18 protein-coding genes are annotated in these 20,817 nt (G+C 38.3%); 10 read left to right on the plus strand and 8 right to left on the minus strand.

Annotated elements, in window-relative coordinates; all coding sequences use genetic code 11:
- Window positions 1-128 precede the first annotated feature (128 nt).
- The 6 genes from murJ to H6G25_RS16980 all read left to right on the plus strand — a co-directional run bounded on the left by murJ (window position 129) and on the right by H6G25_RS16980 (window position 9,022).
- Window positions 129-1,733: a murein biosynthesis integral membrane protein MurJ gene (gene murJ / locus H6G25_RS16955; protein ID WP_190393500.1), complete on the plus strand. Its 1,605-nt coding sequence runs from the start codon at window positions 129-131 to the stop codon at window positions 1,731-1,733.
- 81 nt (window positions 1,734-1,814) lie between these two features.
- Entirely contained in the window at window positions 1,815-3,587 is a 1,773-nt protein-coding gene (locus tag H6G25_RS16960) for a serine protease (RefSeq protein WP_190393501.1), read from the plus strand.
- Window positions 3,588-3,590: 3 nt separating this feature from the next.
- Window positions 3,591-4,346, plus strand: a complete 756-nt coding sequence (locus tag H6G25_RS16965) for a hypothetical protein (RefSeq protein ID WP_190393502.1) — start codon at window positions 3,591-3,593, stop codon at window positions 4,344-4,346.
- A gap of 3 nt (window positions 4,347-4,349) precedes the next feature.
- A complete protein-coding gene (locus tag H6G25_RS16970; RefSeq protein WP_190393503.1) occupies window positions 4,350-5,645 on the plus strand; it encodes a hypothetical protein in 1,296 nt (431 codons plus the stop codon).
- A 641-nt stretch (window positions 5,646-6,286) separates the two neighbouring features.
- Window positions 6,287-7,636, plus strand: a complete 1,350-nt coding sequence (mgtE, locus tag H6G25_RS16975; protein WP_190393504.1) for a magnesium transporter — start codon at window positions 6,287-6,289, stop codon at window positions 7,634-7,636.
- Between the two features lie 393 nt (window positions 7,637-8,029).
- Complete coding sequence (locus H6G25_RS16980) at window positions 8,030-9,022, plus strand: aspartate carbamoyltransferase catalytic subunit (protein ID WP_190393505.1); 993 nt, start codon at window positions 8,030-8,032, stop codon at window positions 9,020-9,022.
- A gap of 297 nt (window positions 9,023-9,319) precedes the next feature.
- On the opposite strand, the gene H6G25_RS16985 is transcribed toward H6G25_RS16980, so the two are convergent.
- From H6G25_RS16985 to H6G25_RS17010, 6 genes are all read right to left on the minus strand, one after another.
- Window positions 9,320-9,967: a heterocyst differentiation related protein gene (locus tag H6G25_RS16985; RefSeq protein WP_190393506.1), complete on the minus strand. Its 648-nt coding sequence runs from the start codon at window positions 9,965-9,967 to the stop codon at window positions 9,320-9,322.
- A 219-nt stretch (window positions 9,968-10,186) separates the two neighbouring features.
- Window positions 10,187-10,990 carry a tryptophan synthase subunit alpha gene (gene trpA / locus H6G25_RS16990; protein WP_190393507.1) on the minus strand — a complete coding sequence of 268 codons (804 nt, stop codon included), beginning with the start codon at window positions 10,988-10,990 and terminating at the stop codon, window positions 10,187-10,189.
- 95 nt (window positions 10,991-11,085) lie between these two features.
- The gene (locus H6G25_RS16995; protein WP_137907337.1) at window positions 11,086-11,397 is read right to left on the minus strand and encodes a DUF3007 family protein; all 312 of its coding nucleotides are present in this window, start codon (window positions 11,395-11,397) and stop codon (window positions 11,086-11,088) included.
- Window positions 11,398-11,424: 27 nt separating this feature from the next.
- Complete coding sequence (gene ndhL / locus H6G25_RS17000; RefSeq protein WP_071604934.1) at window positions 11,425-11,634, minus strand: NAD(P)H-quinone oxidoreductase subunit L; 210 nt, start codon at window positions 11,632-11,634, stop codon at window positions 11,425-11,427.
- Between the two features lie 948 nt (window positions 11,635-12,582).
- Window positions 12,583-13,302, minus strand: coding sequence for a class I SAM-dependent methyltransferase (locus H6G25_RS17005; RefSeq protein WP_190393508.1), 720 nt, complete (start codon window positions 13,300-13,302; stop codon window positions 12,583-12,585).
- A 42-nt stretch (window positions 13,303-13,344) separates the two neighbouring features.
- Entirely contained in the window at window positions 13,345-14,991 is a 1,647-nt protein-coding gene (locus tag H6G25_RS17010) for an ABC transporter ATP-binding protein (protein WP_190393509.1), read from the minus strand.
- A 480-nt stretch (window positions 14,992-15,471) separates the two neighbouring features.
- Between H6G25_RS17010 and H6G25_RS17015 the strand changes: the two genes are divergently transcribed.
- The gene (locus tag H6G25_RS17015; RefSeq protein WP_190393510.1) at window positions 15,472-16,356 is read left to right on the plus strand and encodes an ABC transporter permease; all 885 of its coding nucleotides are present in this window, start codon (window positions 15,472-15,474) and stop codon (window positions 16,354-16,356) included.
- A 30-nt stretch (window positions 16,357-16,386) separates the two neighbouring features.
- Window positions 16,387-16,746, plus strand: coding sequence for a hypothetical protein (locus H6G25_RS17020; RefSeq protein ID WP_190393511.1), 360 nt, complete (start codon window positions 16,387-16,389; stop codon window positions 16,744-16,746).
- A gap of 225 nt (window positions 16,747-16,971) precedes the next feature.
- Here the strand turns inward: H6G25_RS17020 and H6G25_RS17025 are convergent, their stop codons facing one another.
- Window positions 16,972-17,406 carry a peroxiredoxin gene (locus H6G25_RS17025; protein WP_190393512.1) on the minus strand — a complete coding sequence of 145 codons (435 nt, stop codon included), beginning with the start codon at window positions 17,404-17,406 and terminating at the stop codon, window positions 16,972-16,974.
- A gap of 149 nt (window positions 17,407-17,555) precedes the next feature.
- On the opposite strand from H6G25_RS17025, the gene H6G25_RS17030 reads away from it, so the two are divergent.
- Window positions 17,556-17,960, plus strand: a complete 405-nt coding sequence (locus H6G25_RS17030) for an Npun_F0494 family protein (RefSeq protein WP_190393513.1) — start codon at window positions 17,556-17,558, stop codon at window positions 17,958-17,960.
- A gap of 128 nt (window positions 17,961-18,088) precedes the next feature.
- Window positions 18,089-19,564, plus strand: a complete 1,476-nt coding sequence (gene cobQ / locus H6G25_RS17035; RefSeq protein WP_190393514.1) for a cobyric acid synthase CobQ — start codon at window positions 18,089-18,091, stop codon at window positions 19,562-19,564.
- Window positions 19,565-19,908: 344 nt separating this feature from the next.
- On the opposite strand, the gene H6G25_RS17040 is transcribed toward cobQ, so the two are convergent.
- Window positions 19,909-20,733, minus strand: a complete 825-nt coding sequence (locus H6G25_RS17040) for a pentapeptide repeat-containing protein (RefSeq protein ID WP_190393515.1) — start codon at window positions 20,731-20,733, stop codon at window positions 19,909-19,911.
- Window positions 20,734-20,817: the final 84 nt, after the last annotated feature.

Raw genomic sequence — 20,817 nt, forward strand, 5'->3', positions numbered from 1 at the left:
ATAATTATAGCGGGCAAGATGCCCGCACCACAAAGTTCAAGTAAATTGTGGTTATCAAATTTAGCTGCGTAACAGCTTAACAACTGACAACTGACAACTGACCACTGACCACTGACAACTAATATTTTGTGACAAAACAAGAAAAAAAAACTGCCCGTTCTTTCGCTGGAATTGCTGGTATTGTTGCCGCAGCAACATTAATTAGTAAGGTATTTGGTTTAATTAGACAACAAATAATCGCTGCGGCTTTTGGTGTAGGTGCAGCAGCTACGGCTTATAGTTATGCCTATATTATCCCCGGTTTTCTTTTAATCTTACTTGGTGGTGTCAACGGACCTTTACATAGTGCCATTGTCAGTGTTTTATCTAAACATAAAGAAGAAGAAGCAGCACCTATAGTAGAAACAGTAACAACTCTTGTGGGTGGGTTGTTGCTAGTAGTGACAATTGCCCAAATCTTCTGCGCTGAGTTAATTATTGATTTAGTTGGTCATGGCTTAGAAGCGACTACAAGAGCGATCGCAATTCGTCAAATCCAAATTATGTCCCCATTATCCTTATTCGCGGGCTTAATTGGGATTGGTTTTGGGACTTTAAATGCAGCTAATCAATATTGGTTATTATCAATTAGTCCTTTATTATCCAGTCTAGCCGTTATTATCGGTATCGGTATTTTAGTTCTAGAATATGGTAAACAAATTATTAATCCCGAATATGCTTTCATCGGTGGCATGGTATTAGCCTGGGGGACTTTAGCAGGAGGAATTATTCAGTGGTTAGTGCAATTAATTGTCCAATGGCGGTTAGGATTAGGGACATTAAGGCTAAGATTTAATTTTAAATCTCCTGGTGTTCAAGAAGTAATTAAAATCATGACTCCAGCCACCATATCATCAGGAATGATGCCAATAAATGTCGCCACTGACCTTTATTTTGCCAGTCCTATTGCCGGTGCAGCAGCAGGTTTTACCTATGCTAATCTTTTAGTGCAAACTCCTTTGGGAATTATTTCTAATATTATTTTACTGCCTTTATTACCAACATTTGCTAAACTTTCTCACCCGGACAATTGGCCAGAACTAAAATTACGCATTCGTCAAGGACTTTTACTAACTGCTGTCACCATGCTACCTTTAGGGGCTTTAATGATATCTTTATCTGAACCAATTGTCCAGATAGTTTATCAACGGGGAGCATTTAAACAGGAAGCAACTCAGTTAGTATCTTCTCTATTAATTGCCTATGGAATTGGGATGTTTGTCTATCTAGGGCGTGATGTTTTAGTCAGAGTATTTTATGCTTTAGGTGATGGACAAACACCCTTTAAAATTAGTACATTTAATATTTTTCTCAATGCTATATTGGATTTCTTATTAGTTGAACCTTTTGGCGCACCGGGTTTAGTTTTGGCTACAGTTGGCGTTAATTGTAGTTCCATGTTGATGTTGTTATTTTTGCTGAACCGCAAACTTAATGGTTTACCTTGGCGGGAATGGTGTATTCCTATTTTGAGTTTAACTGGTGGTAGTATTATATCGGGTCTAGCTAGTTTTGGAGCTTTAATAGTTTCTCGTCAAGTTTTGGGTAAACCAAATTTAATTACTTTATTAATAGAATTATCTATATCTGCTTTGGTGGGAATTGGTGTTTTTTCTCTTATTGCTTCGAGAATGAATATTCCTGAGGTGAATAGTTTTGTAATTAAGATGCGACAAAAGTTTTTGAAGAAATAAAATATTGTCGTGATTGTGATAATATCGTCTATGTAATGCCATAAATGCTCTGTTTTTTTATTGAGATAAAAAAGTCAAATTATGGCAAATATCTCAAAATATATGAGGAATCGGATATTTATTACTTTATTGCTGACTTTATCTCTAACTAGCACCACTCAGATTGTATTTGCTCAAAATACCGTCCAACAGCTATTTAAGCAAGGTGAAACAGCGGAAGCAGTGGGTAACAATTCCCAAGCGGAGACGATTTGGCGTGAGATTTTGCGGGTTGAACCCAATAATGGCAAGGCTTATAACAATTTGGGTAATGCTTTACGACGACAGGGAAAATTAGCGGAGGCTTTAGCAGCACACCAGAAAGCCTTACAAATCAATCATAATGATGCAGAAGCTTATGTTGGCATAGGTAATGTATTAAATGCCCAAGGTAAGCCAGAGGAAGCTTTAGCGTACCATAAAAAGGCTTTACAGCTTAATCCTAAATTAGCTATTGCTTACAATGGTCTTGGCAATGCCCTGAGTGACCAGAAGAAATTAGATGAGGCTGTTGCTGCTTACCAAAAAGCTATTGAACTTGACCCTAAATATGCTATTGCTTACAATGGTCTTGGCAATGCTCTGAGTGACCAGAAGAAATTAGATGAGGCTGTTGCTGCTTACCAAAAAGCTATTGAACTTGACCCTAAATATGCTACTGCTTACTACAATCTTGGCATTGCCCTGTATGACCAGAAGAAATTAGATGAGGCTGTTGCTGCTTTCCAAAAAGCTATTGAACTTGACCCTAAATATGCTATTGCTTACAACAATCTTGGCAATGCCCTGTATGACCAGAAGAAATTAGATGAGGCTGTTGCTGCTTACCAAAAAGCTATTGAACTTGACCCTAAATTAGCTGCTGCTTACAACAATCTTGGCAAGGTCCTGAGAGGCCAGAAGAAATTAGATGCAGCTATATCCAAATATAAAACAGCCCTATCGTTACCAGAAGATACTTCAGTAATTCCAACAACTGCCCATACTCTTGCAAATAATGGTTTAGGTTTAGCATTGCAAGACCAAGGTGAGTTAAAAAAAGCCATACAATATTTTGATGAGTCAGAAAAACTTGACCCCGATTATATATATGCCCGTAACAACAATAAAGCAGCAAGAGATTTATTGACTGAACAAGAGAATAAACTAGGTAGTGTAGAAGATGATAGCCCATGGTTGCCCAAAAATGACCCAAATCTACCTGTTAAGCGTTCTGTAGTACGCATTACTGCTAAGTTTTCTAATAGCGAACGTCAGGGGCTTGAGGTTGGTACTGGTGTAGTTATCCAGCGAAATGCTAACCGGACATTAATTCTCACAGGTCGTCATGTGATTTTTGATGGTAATGACCAGGGTAAAAATATTCAGGTGGAGTTTTTTAGTGTACCACCAGCAAATAGAGTCAGAATGAAACGAAATGCCAAACTATTGAAAATGACTTCTACAGAGGACAAACTTGATTTAGCTGTGTTGGAAATTAGCGGTAAACTGCCAGAAGACATCCAACCTTTATCAATCTCTACCACCATTGACCCCATAATGCCTATTCAAATTATCGGTCATGATGCCCAACGAGGTGAAGATAAATCATGGTCTGTAAAATCGGGAAAAATCATTGTTAAAAATCAAGAATTAGAAATATCTGAAACTGAACTCAGACCTGGTTATTCTGGCAGTCCTGTGATAGACTCAGAAAATAGGTTCATAGCCATAGTTTATGCCCGAAAACCAGGTGAAACTAGAAATTTTGCCTATCCTATATCTCAGGTTAAAAAACAACTGTCCATCTGGAAAATTACTTTCACCAAACAATGATTTATGAATTACAAAATTCTTCTTACCAGCTTATTAATCCTCGGCATTAATCCTCTATCTGCTAATGCTTATTGTCCGCAAGGAAATCCCCGTTCTACAGATTATATCCGTCGTAAAACTCCCGACCGTTGCGAAGGTATTAAGGTGCAACCAATAAGCGGTAATAGTTTGAGTTTAATTTCTATTGCTACTCGCAATATTACTGATTATGGCAATAGGATAAGCTTACAAGTTCCCCGCATCAAAAAAGGTAACAATCCTCAAGTTTTAGTGACATCATGGGATGATAAATATAACTATATATTAGATGATTTGCTATTATCTAATAATGGTGCAAATTTTGGCTTTAGCTGGGATACCTACGTTCTGAAAAAAGCCAATATACCCGCAAATAAACTCCGCGCGTTAGCGTCCTATAGTCTCGGTTCTCAAAAGGTCTATGTTCCTGTGACTTTGGCAAAAAGTTCTGGTAAATATGAGTTTGTTTTTTATTCTCAAGATCGGGTAAGATTTAATAGTTTAAAAATCTTCCCTCTCGAAGATAAAGATCAGGAAAATCCAATATATAATACATCTCGTAAGACTGCAAATAGTGGTGAAATTAGTTTTACCTGGGATGGTAGTAAACCGGATGGTAGTAAAGCCCCTGGGGGACGCTATAAGTTACATTATATTGCTTTTATTGACCGAATTAATGAACCTAGCGATCGCATTGAGAATGTAATTGTATTTGAACATCATCCCAATTGGTTAAAATAAATCATGGCATTTCGGCAAAAAGGCAGACAGAAATCTTCTCAAAATTCCAGATTTACTAAGATTAAGAACTTTATTATTACTAAGTCTGGCTTAATTCAGACAAAATTTAATAATATCAATAATAATTTTAATAATTTTCTCCAGCAATTGCCAAATTTGAAACAATATCTAATTCGGCAACAATCATCTATTTTAGTGATCATATTGCTTGCGGTTTTGTGTATTATTACTATTGCTGCTATTGCTCCAGGAAATCATACATTTGAAGGTAATCTTATTTTTCAAGAAATGAGTTTTACTTATAATGAACCACAACCTAAAGTTTTTCTGCGAAATATTAAAAATATTCAGGAATTAGAAAACGAAGGTATACAAACTTTAACCTTTACTGGCAGTTTTGAAAGTCAATTACCAGAAATTAATAAATCAAATTCATTAGAAATCCAACTTCTAGAAGAGAAAAGTAAAATTATTATTAGTCCAGCTAATTCTCAGACAGAAAGTGACATTACACTAGAAAAATTACAACTGCAACCACAAACAAGAATAACTAAATTAAATTATGATTTTGAGCGTCAAGGATTAGCTTTTTCTGTAGTTCCCAATTCTCGGAATCATCCCAATATCTTAGAAATATTTTTAGGTCAAAAACCCGTGAAAGTGACCGTAGCAGGTTATAAAATACCCAGTTTAAATTTACCGAAATCACCAGATGATCAAGAAGAATTAGAATTTATTGTCACCCCCGATAATCCAGGATTGAACTTGAAAATTCAAAAGGATATTAATCTTTATCTGACCTTATCAAAACCACCAAAAAAATCTGAATCAAAATCAAAACCACCAAAAAAATCTGAATCAAACCGATGGTTTAAAGGGAAAATACAAACTAAAGATGTAAAATTTACTCAATTATTGAAAGATGGTAACGATCCCAAAAATGATTTAGAAATATCCACTATTATTGAAGGTAAAATTCGTATGGTAGAACAGGATAGAGACATTAAAGAAAATCAATTTCTCATGGGAGAAAACAGTGATAAACCCTTAAATATTCAAGTAATCAACAATATGCAAATAATTCCCGAAAAGAAAGGTATACAAGCCCGTTTTTCTGGGAAAACTAAAAAAATTCAAATCGGATTAGATCAAGATTTTCCTGTTTCTAGTATTCAAGGTAGTTGGTTAGATGGTGTTTTACCTCGTGATGCCATTATTGCCCTATTTTCCTTTGGTGCGGCTACAGTTGCTAATCTTCTTTCTTGGTTATTTGCTAATATCAATTCTCGCAAACCATGATATTTTGATGAAAAAGTTTTTAACACTACCAATCGGAAAACCAAATTTCAGGCTAAAGTCATTACTTAGTGGGACTAAGCTGTTGTGTATTTAATTTGTATAAGTCTGGTTTGGCCGTTGTATGCCCACCCCACAAGATTTAACCATTTTAGGATGAGAAAATTTAGGTGCGTAACAGCTTATTATGGATCGAGTGAAATATCGCCACGGGACATGGAGTTGGGAAAGGTGAAATTGCTTTTTTTGATTATGTACACAATAGACATCTGGGGTAATTAAATGTGCGTGGTTTGAAACCCTTGTAGAGACGTTCTATAGAACGTCTCTACATTCATTTTCACCAGATGTCTAATAGACATCTGGGGGCAAAGATTGGATAATTAATTTCTTCCCAGTCTTTACCCATAATTTGCTGTCACCACTTGTACAAGTGACAACTTACCCTTAAAATGTTAAACAGCGTCTATCGGGAAATCAAATTCCAGGCTAAACCCATCAATTAGCAGTGCTATTTGATTTCAGTGTTTATATTAAATTTCACGAGAGGTTATGGACAAAAGTCCAACAGATGGCAGTAGTACCCTCCTCTAAGCTGGCGAGGCAGTCTCCCAGCGCGGGGGAGACTTTAGGAGATGTCTATTATGCTGACCCAGGAAATTCGTAGTTCCTTAGATCTTGCTGACTTAAATCAGCTTAAATTTGATTTGAATTGTCTACAACCTGTAGATGTGGGAGATTATATCAGCCAATTGCCGGAAAAACAAAGGGCGATCGCTTTTCGGCTACTCAACAAAGACCAAGCCATAGATGTCTTTGAATATTTACCCACAGAAGTACAGGAAGAACTAATCAACTCTCTTCACGATGCCCAGGTAGTCCACCTGGTGGAAGAAATGAGTCCCGACGAACGGGCGGAATTATTTGATGAACTACCAGCGGGAGTAGTTAAACGACTATTACAACAACTCAGCCCAGAACAAAGACAAGCCACATCAACGATTCTCGGCTATCCAGAGGGGACAGCGGGGCGGGTAATGACTACGGAATATGTCCGCTTGCGGCGAGGCTTAACGGTGGGTGAAGCCCTCAGTAAAATCCGCTTGCAAGACCAAGACAAGGAAACAATTTACTACGCCTATGTAACTGATGATAACCGCAAATTAGTGAGTGTAGTTTCTTTGCGTCAGCTATTATTTACCTTTCCCGATGTTTTAATTAAAGATATTGCCAGCCCTCACGTTGTCAAAGTGAGAACAGAAACAGCCCAGGAAGAAGTCGCCCGGATTATGCAGCGTTACGACTTAATCGCCATGCCTGTGGTTGATAGGGAAGATAGATTAGTCGGTATTATTACGATTGATGATGTAGTAGATATTTTAGAAGAAGAAGCTACAGAAGATATCCAAAAATTGGCCGGGGTCAGTGGTGACGAAGAAGCTTTATCTGCCCCACACATCACCATTCGGAAACGGTTGCCTTGGTTATTGGGGATTATGGGATTATACATTGGCGCGGCCAGTGCGATCGCTCCTTTTCAATCTGTGATTGCTGCTGTACCAGTCCTGGCCGTGATTATGCCCATATTTTCTAATACTGGCGGCACTGTCGGTATACAAGCACTTACCGTAACTATTCGTAGTTTAGGCGTAGGAGACGTTACACCTGAAGATACCTGGAAAATCCTCCGTAAAGAACTCTTAGCTGGTTTAGGAACAGCCCTAGCATTAGGAATAACAATGATTGCCCTTTCCCTGATTTGGGCTAAACCTCAAGAAAAATGGGTAGCTTTAATTGCAGGGGCAGTCATGGCCACTAATACAATGGTGGCTGTGACTCTGGGAACTTTGTTACCCATGGCCTTAAAACGGTGCAAATTAGATCCGGCTTTAATGAGTGGTCCGTTAGTCACAACCATGTTAGATACCATCGGTTTTTTAACCTTTCTCAGTATGGTTTCTATGGCTTTAAATATATTTCATTTACAATCTTAAAAGATTGGTAATGGGTAATGGGTAATGGGTAATTGGTAATGGGTAATGGGTAATGGGTAATGGGTAATGGGTAATGGGTAATGGGTAATTGGTAATTGGTAACGGGTAATTATATATTAGGACTTACGCAAGATTCATGGAATAACGAACCACTCCAGCCACAGAGATCACGGAGAAATGAGGATTTGAGAGATATTTTGCGTAAGTCCTGTATATATTATTTTCATTATTACTAATTATCTGATAACCCAAAATCCAAAATCCAAAATCCAAAATCCAAAATCTAAAATCTCAAATCCAAAATCTAATAACCCAAAATCTAAAATCCAAAATCCAAAATCCAAAATCCAAAATCTAAAATCCAAAATCTAAAATCCAAAATCCAAAATCCAAATGCCTACAACTACCTGGAATCGTCATCATATTCTCACACTTGCGGACTTTACAACGGCCGAATATAACGCCGTTTTACAAACTGCGGCTTCATTTCAAGAGGTACTATCACGACGGACAAAGAAAGTCCCCACATTACAGGGACAGGTGGTAGCAAATTTATTTTTTGAACCCTCTACCCGCACCCGCAGTAGTTTTGAAATAGCAGCTAAACGGTTAAGTGCAGATACTCTTAATTTTGCTGCTTCCACATCTTCCATGACTAAGGGAGAAACTATTTTAGATACAGCAAAAACCTATTTAGCAATGGGAACTGATATCATGGTAATCCGCCATAAAGATGCCGGAGTACCCTTGAGTATAGCCCAAGAAATGGATCGTTTAGGTGTAAAAGTTAGCGTTCTTAATGCTGGTGATGGACAACACGAACATCCATCTCAGGGATTACTTGATTTATTTACTATTTGTAATTTAATTGATCCTGCACAACCAAGAATTGAATTATTAAAAGGTAAGAAAATTGCTATTGTTGGAGATATTTTACATTCCCGTGTCGCCCGTTCTAATATTTGGAGTTTAATTGCTAGTGGGGCAGAAGTTCATTTAGCAGCACCCCCCACATTATTACCTAAATTCTTCGCTGAATATTTGGGTGTTCATGAAAATTCCCATAATTTATTTACCCATTGGCAACTAGAACCAGCTTTAGAAAATGCTGATTTTGTCATGACTTTACGTTTACAAAAAGAACGCATGACAGCCAATTTATTACCTAGTTTAAGAGAATATCATCAATTATTTGGTATTACTCGCCCTAAATTAAAACTTTGTCAACCTGACGTTAAAGTTTTACATCCAGGACCAGTTAATCGTGGTGTAGAAATTAGTTCTGATTTAATGGATGACCCTGAATTTAGTTTGATTCAATCTCAGGTAACTAGCGGTGTAGCAGTACGAATGGCACTTTTGTATTTTATCGGTAACAGAGTTTAATTCTAAATTCTTTTTTCAGATAGTTACTAGAAATATAGTCAAATATTTCTAGCTTGGTAAGGCCTACACCTTACAGGACTAACTACAAGCCACTAAAACTGAGTTTCTATCAAAGATAGAGTCCCCAACTACTTTTCTTAATATGTTCAAAGAACCGTTTAAGTCTGTTGAATAATGTTTACCAGACTAGGAATTAAATAAACCTTTTTTAACTCTTTTACCTAAGTATTGCTCATGCTTTTTGATTGGTTCAAAATCCAGAAAACTACATTTTGATGTGTAACTTTCTGTTGTCTCTTAGTGCATTTCGTCGTATTCAGCGGTTTCTACCCTTCTTGCTTCCATACGCGAAGAAGGTAAAAACTCAGCGCGACGAACAGGGGCTAAGGGCGGTGTCTGTCCATTGTAAGAAGGATGAATTACTTGGACAGTACGAATAGGACGCTGTTTCGGCGCAAATAAGGACAATACTCCAGCAACCACAATACCCCCACCAATGGTTAATGTTGCACCACCCACAGCCCAAAGCATGGGGGAATTTCGCCAATCATTTTGCTCCGGTTGTGGTAACGCAGCCATTTTTTGTTGTTGACTAGCTAATTGGGCTTGCCATTGCTGTTGAGTAGCACTTTGCAGTTGTTGTTGGAGTTGTTGGTTTTGTAACTTTAGTTGTTCATAGTCACTTTTAAACTTCTCAATCTGCATCTTCTGCTTTTCCATTTCTAACCGCTGATCAGAGTTGGGAGCAGTTGGCGGCTGATTAGAATACACTGGTTGCCCGTAATTAGGAGGATACTGCATTACCTGGGGTGCCATTACTGTTCCTGGCATTTGTGGGCTGACAGCAAAATTTGATGATAAAGGGGTATTTGTCCCTTTAAGCAAAACTAGAGCCGCTAACCCAGCTACGGCAACTCCACCAATAAATGCCATACTTTCACTCATTGTTGTTACCCCTTAATACTAATGAACAGTAATTCATTTTTAACAGATGTACTCTCACACCCATAATTTTTACTTACCTCCTATGTGTAAGAATCAAGTTTTAAAACAGTGTATCAGTTATTTTTTCGCCTATTCTAATATATGCTGTTATTATTTAACGCTATTACAGTCAAATTGTCCAGTAGAAAATCACAAAAAATACACTGTTTTTATTTTTGCTTAAATGGGATTGTTGAGGGCTGTCTTGAGACTTTGGCAAAACTGACCAATGGCTTCTAGTCCCTGTTCTGGCGTTCCTTCTGCTAGGCGCTTGACTACAGCACTACCCACAATTGCTGCATCTGCACCCCATTCCCTTACTTGTCGCGCTTGTTCAGGCTCGGAAATACCAAAACCCACACCAATGGGTTTATCTGTAACATGACGAATTTCTTGGAGTAAATCAAAAACCCGTCCTTGTATCTGGGTTCGCATACCAGTGACACCAGTAACACTTACCAAATAGATGAAGCCCCCGGAAGCACGAGCGATCGCTTTTATCCGCTCCTGATCACTGGTAGGAGCTACCAATAGGATTAAATCTATCCCCCTCTCGGCGGCAGGTTTTATTAGCCCTGCTGACTCTTCTAGGGGTAAATCAGGAACTACTAAACCCGCTACTCCAGCCTCCTGAACTTGCTGGAGAAATTTATCAATACCTCGATGTAAAATCGGATTGTAATATGTAAATAAAATAATCGGCGATCGCAAGCTTGGGCTAATAGATTTAAGCATTTCTAATACCCGCTCTAGAGTTGTCCCCCGTTGCAAGGCACGAGTAGCAGCAGCTTGAATCACTGGACCATCGGCCAAGGGATCAGAATAGGGTACACCCAACTCAATCAGATCAGCACCAGAACGATCTAGAACCTGTAAAGCTTTAGCTGTAGTTTCTAAATCGGGATCACCAGCGGTAATAAAGGGAATCAAAGCGCACTCCTGATTCCGTCTCAAACTTTCAAAGCAACGAGAAATAGCAGTCATTTCACCTAGTCAGTAGTCAGTGGTCAGTGGTCAGTGGTCAGTGGTTATTTATAAAGAAACATAAAGAAACAACTGACAACTGAACAATGATAACCTTAAACCTGAGATTCTTTTTCCTGTTCAATTTTCGCCTGTAGTTTGGCTAATTCTTCAGGAGAAAGTTCATCAAGACGCTTTTGCAAAAAAGCTGTTTCATAAGCCTCTCGTTGTTGATGGTAGGTCATTTTATTCCCCATTGCTCGGAAAATATAGGTGCATAACCAGCCAATTAGACCCGCTATCAAAAATACCTGACTCCAGATCCCAGCATTTTGACTATCTAAACCTACTAGCTGCAAACCCACATAAGCCAAACCACCGGCTACGAAAACGCCGAAACCAATACCAATCGCGTCAATACGTCGCATGAGTTTTATGACCTACCAAATCTTAATTTAAGCAATTTTGCGCGGACGGGGGTTCAAATTTACAAATGGTGAGAGAACGAGTAAACCCGGAAAGAAGAAAAACACCAAAAAGTACATAAACACCCGTTCCACAGAACCAGCCGCATACCATCTTAAACTCAAGTAAAACAAGACAGCAATTGGTATCACCAGCAGATAAGCGCCAGCCAAACTCAGATACAGTAGTGCTACAACCATATTCCTTACCGCAATTTGAGAAAACTATATTTGGTGTATTCACTTCATAATACGCTGAATGCCCGGATTAAGGGAATCAGTAATCAGCAATTTAGTGTATCAATCTCCATTTCTCAACACGGGAAAAATTTAATTTGCTCAAAATCTCAACTTTATGATATAATCGGATAGAACCATTAAACTGGAAACTTGAGCAAGTAAAAGACTAACTTTCTGTTTTGTTTGGGGCCAAGTCCCAAATATTCAAGTTAGAAAAATAAAAACTAAATTTTTTGGAAATTTTTTTCAAAATCTACTTGCCAAAAAAAAGTAATTAGTGGTATAACAGACAAGCAGGCGAAAAACTGCACAAAAAACTAAAAACCCTTCGGGAGTGTGGCGGAATGGTAGACGCTACGGACTTAAGGAATTGAGCCTTGATTGGGAAACCTTTCAAGTGGAAGCTCTCAAACTCAGGGAAACCTAAATCTCATAACCTAAATTTAGTTTATAGATATGGCAATCCTGAGCCAAGCCCAAAAAATCTAAAATTTGAGATGAAAAGTTCTCAAGTTAAAGACTATGGGAAGGTGCAGAGACTCGACGGGAGCTACCCTAACGTCAAGACGAGGGTAAAGAGAGAGTCCAATTCTCAAAACTTAGAACTGCTTTAGCAACTGAGTAGTAGTGAAAACTGCAGGAGAATGAAAATCCGTTGACCTTAAACGGTCGTGGGGGTTCAAGTCCCCCCACTCCCATATAGAAAGATAATTTTTGAAAATGTGCTAAAACACCAGTTTGGGTTTTCCTGGCTGAGTTTTTTAGACCATTTTAAGGGGGAAGGTTCAGCCGTCTCTGCTGTATGAGGGGAGGTAAGACCAAAGCTAGGAGGAAAGTCCAAGTTGCGCTACTCCTCCGTGAGTACAGAAGCCAACACTGCACTTGATACTCCAAGTCAGTGTGGGTAGTTCAAAACCGGACTTTGTACAATTCAAATAATTCTCCTAATTGCTGTTTAACAATTTTACCACCCCCAGCTTTAATTATTTTTTCCCATTCTGAAATCGGTTCGAGAAACACCTCCGCACCTAAATAGGTTTCGAGTACAGCCCAGTCTTCTGCTAGGGGTTGTTCGGAATTGAGAATATCAAAAACAAAATTTCCTCCTGGTTTTAATACTCGTTTGACTTCTATTAATACAGCTTGCCAATATTCTAAGGGAAAATAGCAACTAAATCCTGTGGCAATTACTAAATCAAATTGATCTTCTGGATATTTTAAATGGTGAGATGGTCCTAATTCTACACCTTTAAACAGTTTGGAATTTAATTGTGAACCACGGGAATTAAGAGTATCTTTGGCTATATTACTAATTTCTTGTCCATAAAAGAATGCTTGCCAATCTCTCCAAGGATAGATTAAAAAGCTAAAACCGCAACCAATGTCTAAACAGTGTTGATTTTTTTGAGGTTGAGCAATTTCCCAAAATGGTGAAACTATTCTATCATTTAATCTGCCATTAATCCATTCCTGAAATATTGGCATTGCTTCTATTTCTTCGGGTAATGTAAATTTTTGATTTTGATATTGACGGTTAAAACGATATGCTATTTGTGCTATTCTTTCTTGCCATTTATCAGCGGAATAGTTATTGGTTTTATAAGTATTAGCAGGTGAATTTTTAGACATTTATTACTTTGGTAATTGGTAATTTTCTTGCTCCTAACTCCTTTAAGCTTTTGCTAGTAAAGGTGCAGCAGCTAGGAGGGTTTGGGTATAAGGGTGTTGAGGATGAGCAAAAATTTGTTTAGTCTGTCCTATTTCTACTATTTTACCACTATTCATGACGGCAATGCGATCGCACAAAAACCGTGCTAACCATAAATCATGGGTAATAAACAAGTAGGTTAAATCAAATTCTGCTTTTAATTGTAACATTAAATCGAGGACTTGGGTTTGTACACTCGCATCTAACATACTCACCGGTTCATCACATATTATCAGTTTCGGACGAGTAATTAAAGCCCGGGCTATAGCTACCCGTTGTTGTTGTCCTCCAGATAAATCAGCAGGATAACGGTGATAATATAATTCTGCTGGGGTTAAACCAACTTTTTCTAACATCCATAACACCTGTTCTTTGGCTTTTTTTCCATGAGCTAAATTATGAATTAATAAAGGATCTGTGATACTTTCCCCTACGGTCATGGCTGGATTTAAACAAGCATGAGGATCTTGAAATATCATTTGGATTTGTCTCCGGGAAAAACGGATTTCTTGACGGGATAAACTGGTTAATTCCTGTCCTAAAAATTCGACTTTTCCTGATGTGGGACTGATCAATTGTAAGATGGTTCTCGAAAGTGTACTTTTCCCACAACCAGACTCTCCTACTAATCCTAAAATTTCCCCTGGATACAATTCTAAGTTAATTCCATCTACGGCTTTAACTGTTTGACCTTCTCCTTTAAATATTCTTTCAATAAAATTCGGTTCTATGGTATAATGTTGTTTGAGTTCGGTAATTTTTAAAATGGGATTTTCTTGGTTGAGTTTTCCCTGTTCCCCGTTCTCTTTTCCCTCTTCCTGTTGAATATGTAACGCTGCTTTTAATAAGGATTGAGTATATTTGTGTTCAGGGTGAGCAAATACAGTTTCCGTTTTCCCCATTTCGACTATTTTACCCTGATACATCACCCCAATGCGATCGCAATATTCCCCCACCATGGCTAAATCATGGGAAATTAACAATAATCCCATATTTTCTTCTCTACATAATCGCGTTAATTCTTGGAGAATTTGAGCAGAAACAGTCACGTCTAAACTAGTTGTTGGTTCGTCCGCAATAATTAATTTAGGACTCAATAACAAAGCTAACGCGATCGCTACCCGTTGACGCATTCCTCCGCTAAACTCATGGGGGTACTGATGCCAACGATTAGAAGGGATTTTTACCTTGTCTAAAGTCGCTAAAGCTCTTTCCTTGGCTTGCTGTTTGGATAATTCTGGTGCATGAGCCTGTAAAGTTTCAATACAATGATTACCAATAGTCATTAATGGATCTAATCGCGTCATGGGATCTTGGAAAATCAAAGCCACGGCTTCACCCCGAAACTTTTGCATCTGCATTGGTGTTAAATTAAATACAGATTCTCCCTGAAATTTTACTAATCCTTCCACACGACTGGAGGCTGGTAATAAACCCATAATTGCTCTACCAATAGTTGATTTACCACAACCAGACTCTCCTACCAATCCCATGCTTTGACCAGATTTGAGAACAAAAGATACATCATCAACAGCCCAGTTTTCCCTTTCTCCACTGCGTTGAGGATAGGCTACACGCAGATTTTCCACAACAAATAAAGCTTCACTCATAATTCAGACTTTTTATAAACGTATTAATTTTAACTTTTTTCACAAGTATATTCTGTATACAGTTCAATGAATTACGGCTGTTCACCAAATTCTAGACTTGATATACCCGTTATATACTGTAATGATTTTAGTTAGGGCTTGCTGATAGCGTAGCGTGGCGTTAGCCATATAAACCTAAAACCATTTATTAACAAAGGGTTTCGCGGATTTTTACCACAGAAAAGTGCAAGATTTTGGCTAATGGTGTCTCAAAATTTGCATTTTTCTTTGTCGGATTTGGAAAATTGAGGATATCGATATCCAAACAGTTAAAACTGTTCCCTGTTCCCAGTTAAGAGTTCCCAGTTAAGAGTTCCCTGCCCTCACAGACAACTTTTTCAGCAAGCCCTATAATGTAATATTAAGAATCATAAATATTCTTTGCTAATTTAGCATAGCAGGGATGTTTATAATTGATACCTTTTGATTTTAGCATTTTGTATGAGTAATGATAAATTAGTTATGAACTGGCAACAACTAACCACACCAGATGTAATTGGTGATACAAACTCCAATTTATTCGGGGAAATTGTGCAAGAAACCTTTGCTTTAACCCGTCGTCTGTTTATTCAACTGCAACGACGACCTTCCAGCCTGATAGCAGGGATTATTCAGCCCGTTATGTGGTTAGTTTTATTTGGTGCATTATTCCAAAATGCCCCCAAAGGTTTATTTAGTAGTACGTCTAATTACGGTCAATTTCTTGCAGCAGGTGTAATAGTATTTACCGCGTTTGCTGGGGCTTTAAATGCCGGTTTACCCGTCATGTTTGACAGAGAATTTGGCTTTTTAAATCGCTTACTGGTTGCACCCTTAGCCTCACGCTTTTCAATTGTTTTTGCATCTGCTATCTTTATCATTAGCCAAAGCTTACTACAAGCGGCGGTAATTGTGGCAGCAGCGGCATTTTTAGGGGCTGGTTTACCTGATTTTACCGGATTATGTGCGATCGCTTTGATTGTCTTTCTTCTCGCCTTGGGTGTCACCGCAATATCACTAGGTTTGGCCTTTGCATTACCGGGACACATTGAACTGATAGCCGTAATTTTTGTTACTAATCTTCCCTTATTATTTGCCAGTACAGCCTTAGCGCCTTTATCCTTTATGCCCAGTTGGTTACAGGTTATTGCTACCCTCAACCCTCTCAGCTACGCAATTGAACCAATTCGCTACTTATATCTACATAGCAGTTGGGGATTAGATAATATAGTCATGCAAGCCTTCTGGGGTAATGTTACCTTTGGGTCTGCACTATTAGTCTTACTAGGTTTTGCCCTCTTTGCTTTACTTAGTATACAATCGCAAATACGTCGCAGTCTTGCTTAATCCAAAAAGCAGAATAGGAGGGGAAAATCCATGAAAAGATCATTTTTAGCAATTCACAAAATTATGGCCGTGACTATTGCTAGTATTACTGCTACTATAGTCACATTAGAACCTGCCTTAGCTGATCCTAACCAAACCTTTAGCAGTTTGGAAAGTGATCGCAATAGTAACCCTTTATCTGGTAATAGCTCAGATTTTAATATGTTCAACCTGATTCATCAAGCACAAATGGGGACTATCCAATGGAATGCTGAAGAACAGAATCAACAATTAGATCAAGCAGCAACAGCATTTAAAGCAGCACAACAGAAACGGCTTCAAAGTCAGTCACAACAAAATCCAACTGCATCAGAATTGCCCTTAAAAACCCTACCATCATCAGGCAAATAAAACCTGAAGCCGGAAAAATTCTCATAAACCTCTTAACTCTGTGTCCTCTGTGGTTAGATACAGGGGTTTTCGCTCTTATGAGGTACATCTTAAGCCCCCTCCCCGCAAGCGGGGAGGGGGTTGGGGGTGGGGTTCTTGTACCTCATAACATCGGGAAGTGCTGTAATAAATTACCTTTTACCCAAGAGACACAGAACCCAGAGGAAAAAAACTCAATGCTGATGATTACCCAATTTTTGCTAAGACATCACTAGCGTGGGTAGAAGTGTTAACAGAAGCATCAACATCAATAATTTTGCCATTACCATCAATGATGTAAGTAACACGCTTGGCATAACCACCACCATCAACATCATAAGCTGTAATGATGCTTTTGTTGGTATCAGCCAATAAGGGGAAATTTAGATTATACTTCTGGGTGAAAGCTTGATGACCAGCTTCATCATCAGCGCTCACACCTAAGACCACGATACCTTTGCTTATATATTCTGATTGAGCATCGCGGAAACTGCAAGCTTGTTTAGTGCAGCCCGGTGTGTCATCCTTGGGATAAAAGTAGAGAACCACTGTTTTACCAGCAAAATCAGACAATGAAACTGTGTTACCGTTAGTATCTTTAGTGGTAAATGCAGGTGCGTCTGTACCAACTGCTAGAGGCATAATTCACCTTATCCTGTTTAAGAAATATTCATGCAATCAAGATTTTACAATAATTTACAATATTTAAATAACCTGATTATTCAATATGTTCCCCCAGAAGTATTTATTTTCAAAGCCTTGACAAAAAGCCCAATTTAGAGTAAGAAAAAATGTCTGCTGTGGATTCTCCAAACCTCAAACCCCTAGTTTATACTAAGGAAGCACTAAAAAGAGCCGAGCGATCGCTAATTTGTTCGCCCTTTAATCTGAATTTGTTTATGGCCATGACTAGTCAAAGCATCCAATTGGGTGCTATAGCAATGGATAAAGGAGTTAAGCAAAATTACACCAACCGCCCATTATCAGAATTAAGCTGTGAAAACGCCTTAGCCTGGTTAATTGATGTAGGCGTATTGCGACGAGAAGTTGACGGCCAGGGAATTACAGACAGTTTTCGTTTAACGCCCCTTGGTCATCAATTGATCGGAAAGTTAAAAAATCACAATCTTCCTGATGCTACACTGAGCGATCGCTTAAATGATTTTATCACCCGTTGGTTACGCTTACCCTTTTAACTAACTTAATTGTGGTTAAAAATCTTGTATGGTAGGCATCCTGGCTGCCATACTTATACAACTTGAAAAAATAACAGTTTATTCACTGATACACTACTGCATCTAATAATACTAAATAGTAGTTAAAAATGAAATCAATTATGGTAGTGGGAACAACATCCCACGCAGGAAAATCACTGATAACCACCGCCATTTGTCGGATTCTTTCCCGGCGCGGGTTGCAAGTAGCCCCCTTTAAAGGTCAAAATATGGCTTTAAACGCCTATGTTACCGCCAGTGGGGGAGAAATTGGTTATGCCCAAGCAGTACAAGCCTGGGCTGCGGGAATAGTACCTCGGGTAGAAATGAATCCAATTTTACTTAAACCCCAGGGGGATATGACATCCCAAATCATTCTTAAAGGTAAAGCCATAGGTACAGTCAGCGCCACAGATTACTACGAACAATATTTTGAACTCGGTTGGCAGACCATCAAAGAATGTTTAGAATGCCTATCTACAGATTATGAAGTCCTAGTTTGTGAAGGTGCTGGTAGTCCCGCCGAAATTAATCTCAAACACCGGGATTTAACTAATATGCGGGTTGCTAAACATTTAAATGCAGCTACATTATTAGTAGTAGATATTGATAGGGGTGGATCTTTTGCTCATGTCGTCGGCACATTAGAACTATTAGATCCAGACGAACGCGCCTTAATTAAAGGTGTAGTCATTAACAAATTTCGAGGACAGCGCTCAATTCTCGAACCCGGAATTAAATGGTTAGAAGAACGGACAGGTATACCTGTGGTTGGTGTTATTCCCTATTTAGAACAGGTTTTCCCCGCAGAAGACTCCCTAGATTTACTGGAACGCAAACCCACAAAAGCTAACTCTGAACTAAACATTGCGGTGATTCGTTTACCCAGAATTGCCAATTTCACCGATTTTGACCCCCTAGAATCAGAACCATCAGTAACAGTAAAATACTTACATCCTAAGCAAGATTTAGGACATCCAGATGCAGTAATTATACCTGGGACAAAAACCTCCATTGGCGATTTAATAGCTTTGCAAAAAAGCGGTATGGCAGAAGCAATTCAAAATTACGCAGCCTCTGGTGGCACGGTTTTAGGCATTTGTGGCGGTTTCCAAATGCTGGGACAATTTATAGCCGACCCAGAAGCAAACGAAGGACAATCTGGTAGATATCAAGGGTTAAATTTATTACCAATACAAACAGTAATCACAGGTTATAAAATTGCCCGTCAGCGTCAAGTTACCTCCAATTATCCCCAAGCGGGTTTACCTGTCACAGGCTTTGAAATTCACCAAGGGCGTACACGCATAGAAAACTCAATTTTAGATCAACAATCCTATCAACCTCTATTTGATGATGTTAATTTAGGGTTAGTAGATAGTTGTCAATCAGTTTGGGGAACTTATCTGCATGGAATTTTTGATAATGGACCTTGGCGACGTGCTTGGTTAAATCGTCTTCGTCAACAACGAGGTTTGAAATCTTTACCCACAGGTGTAGGAAATTACAGAGAACAGCGAGAACAACTTTTAGAATCTTTAGGGAATCACATTGAAGAACATTTAGATTTAACACCGTTTATATAAATCAAAATTTCGGGTTGGGTTGACCGAAAAATTTTAGATTTTGGGTTTCTGTTTCCCCCTGCTTTGTAAGCAGGGGGTTTTCATTTTCTAAGAGGAGAGGGCTAGGGAGAGGCAGGGAAGGGGGGTTAGGTTTCTGGAGATTATCAGTTTCATCTAATACTTTCAGGACTTACGCAAAATATCTCTCAAACCCTCTTTTCTTCGTTCTCTTCGTTCCTATCCCTGACGGGACGCTCCGCGAACGTGGTTCATTATTCCGTGACTTGTGCGTAAGTCCTAACTTTTCAAGCAACCTCTGAGATAAACAAATTTATCAAAACCCAAAAAGAGGTTTTTATAGAACATTAATCTTTTTCTAGAATCGTTCCTTTTAGATTTGCACTCTGAAAATTTACCCCCTTGGTATTCGCGCCTTTCAAATTTGCTCCCTGAAAATTTGCTCCCCTAATAGTTGCACCTTGTAAATTTGCACCTGCTAAATTCGCACCTTTTAAATTAGCCCAACTTAAATCAGTTTCTGTCAAATTTGCCTCTGTTAAATTAGCTTTAGATAAAAATGCGTTTCCTAAATGAGCTTTAGTTAAATTAGCTTGATGTAGGTTAGCTTGATAAAGTTGAGCAGTGATTAATTCTGCTTCATATAAATTAGCTTGACTTAAATTAGCCGCAATTAAATTAACCGCCATTAAATTAGCAAAACTGAGATGACTGCGAATAAGTTTTGACCCTGATAAATCCGCATTTTTTAAATTAGCATTTTGAAAATTTGTACCAATTAAATTAGCATCATTAATCATAGCATTTTCTAGATTTGCTCCACTTAAATCAGCACCAATTAAATTTACATAACTTAAATTTGCTGCGGTCAAAATTGCTCCGATCAAATTAGCAATACTCAAATTAGCTTGACTCAAATTAGCTGCGATTAATTTAGCTTCATAAAAAATAGCATTACTCAGATTTGCTTGACTAAAATTAGTTCGCACTAACAAAGCATAAGCTAAATTGACCTGATTAAAATTTACCCCTGTAAGATTTGCCCCTCGCAGGTTTTCTCCTAGTAAATTTGCACCACTAAGATCAATTTCAATTTCAGGATTTTGATTTCTCCATTCTATCCAAATAACTGCCCCAGATCGTAATAAATTAAGATGTTGTTGATTCGCCATTTTTTCCTCCTCGATCAAAAATTAACAAAAATTAAAGAGTTTAATACATCATTTATATGATTAGAAAAAATCTTTAACCTTTAA

The organism is Dolichospermum sp. FACHB-1091 (assembly GCF_014697585.1).
In the GTDB taxonomy this organism is placed as follows: Bacteria; Cyanobacteriota; Cyanobacteriia; order Cyanobacteriales; family Nostocaceae; genus Dolichospermum.